This window comes from Klebsiella sp. SWET4, assembly GCF_024296565.1.
GTDB classification, from domain to species: Bacteria; Pseudomonadota; Gammaproteobacteria; order Enterobacterales; family Enterobacteriaceae; genus Klebsiella; species Klebsiella variicola.
The window spans coordinates 1-1,833 of sequence record NZ_JANCOB010000038.1; the positions used below are offsets into that span (position 1 = coordinate 1).

The following is a 1,833-nucleotide window of genomic DNA, read 5'->3' on the forward strand; positions in this document are numbered from 1 at the left end:
GCGTCGGCGGTGTCCTGGCGGCACTCCGGCAGCAGCGGGTTCGGGATACCGTTCGGGAAATGGCCGTCCGGCTGGTGATGCACCTTGATAAAGGTCACCGGCGCCCCGGCCGCCGCGAAGCGTTTCTCCACCTCATCAATCACATGCCCCGCCGCCCCGTTGCCGGAGTTCACCACCAGCTTCAGCGGACGGGTGAAGTTCGCCAGGTCCACGTAGCCCATCAGGTGGTCAACGTACTCCTTCAGCACCGAAATCTGGCGCAGGGTCCCGCGACGCGCCGGGTCCACCGGCGGGAACTGGTTCTCCTCCGCCAGGCGCTGGATATCCCGCAGGCCGGTGTCGCCGCTGATGGGCTTCGCGTTCTCGCGCACCAGCTTCATGCCGTTGTAGTTCATCGGGTTATGGCTCGCCGTCACCTCGATGCCGCCGTCCACCCCGAGGTGGAAGGTGGCGAAGTAAATCTCTTCCGTGCCGCTCAGGCCGATATCCAGCACGTCGGTGCCGGCGTCCATCAGCCCGCGGGCCAGCGCCAGCTTCAGCGACTCGCTGGTGAGGCGCACATCGCCCCCCACCACTATCTTCCCGGGTTTCAGAAATTCGCCGTAGGCGCGGCCGATACGGTAGGCGATGTCCTCGTTCAGCTCCTCGCCCAGTTCACCACGGATGTCATAAGCCTTAAAGCATGTTAACTGTGTCATTCTGCGTTTTGTCCCGAAAAAATTAGCAACGACCATACTGGTCTTTAATACGAATAATGTCGTCCTCGCCGAGGTACGACCCCGACTGGATCTCCAGCACTTCCAGCGGAATACGGCCCGGGTTTTCCAGGCTGTGCTCGGCGCCAATCGGAATAAAGGTGGACTGGTTCTCGGTCAGCAGGAACTGCTTGCCGTTCACCGTCACCTGGCCGGTGCCGGCGAGAATGACCCAGTGCTCGGCACGGTGGTGGTGCATCTGCATCGAGAAGGCGCCGCCCGGTTTCACGGTGATGCGGTTGACGTTGAAGCGCGGGGTCTGGACCACCACGTCGCAGCGGCCCCAGGGACGGTAAATCTCGCGGTGGCGCTTGTACTCACTGCGCTGGTTCTGCTTGAGGAACTCGACCGCCTTCTTCACGTCCTGGGAACGCTCGCGGTTCATCACCAGCACGGCGTCCTTGGTGCTGACAATCACCAGGTTCTCCACGCCGATGGCCGCCACCAGCTTCTCGTCGCTGTTGATGTAGCAGTTTTCGCTGTTGTGCACCCAGGCGTCACCGCTGAGGACGTTACCCTGCTCGTCTTTCGGGCTGACCTCCCACAGGGCGGACCAGGAGCCAACGTCGCTCCAGTCGGCATCGAGACCGACCACCACCGCGTCGGCGGTTTTCTCCATCACCGCGTAGTCCACGGACTCGTCCGGGCACTCGCAGAAAATGTCATGCGGAATGCTGATGAAGTCGCTGCCGTTGTCGGCGGCATTGACCGCGGCCTGGCAGGCTTCGAGGATATCCGGGCGGAATTTGGCCAGCTCGGAGAGGTATTTTTTGGCGCGGAACATAAACATGCCGCTGTTCCAGTAGTACTCCCCGGAGGCGAGGTAGGCCTCAGCGCGCTCGCGGTCCGGCTTCTCCACGAAGCGGGCCACCTGGTACGGGGTGTGGGCGCTGTCGGTGAGGGCCACGCCGCGCTGGATGTAACCGTAGCCGGTTTCCGGGGCGTTCGGCACGATACCGAAGGTGACCAGATGGCCTTCATCGGCATACTGCTCGGCGACGCGGATGGCGTCGTGGAAGACCGGCTGGTTATTGATGATATGGTCGGCGGCGAGGACCAGCATCAGCGGGTCGTCGCC

1 protein-coding gene and 1 pseudogene are annotated in these 1,833 nt (G+C 62.8%); both read right to left on the reverse strand.

The genetic code is table 11. From position 1 onward, the window contains the following. Positions 1 to 698 (reverse strand): annotated as a pseudogene (rfbK, locus tag NKJ21_RS27320) (O9 family phosphomannomutase RfbK); the annotation flags it as partial. 22 nt (positions 699 to 720) lie between these two features. Then, positions 721 to 1,833 (reverse strand): mannose-1-phosphate guanylyltransferase/mannose-6-phosphate isomerase (locus NKJ21_RS27325; protein ID WP_254733419.1); only part of this gene is annotated, 1,113 nt, incomplete at its 5' end.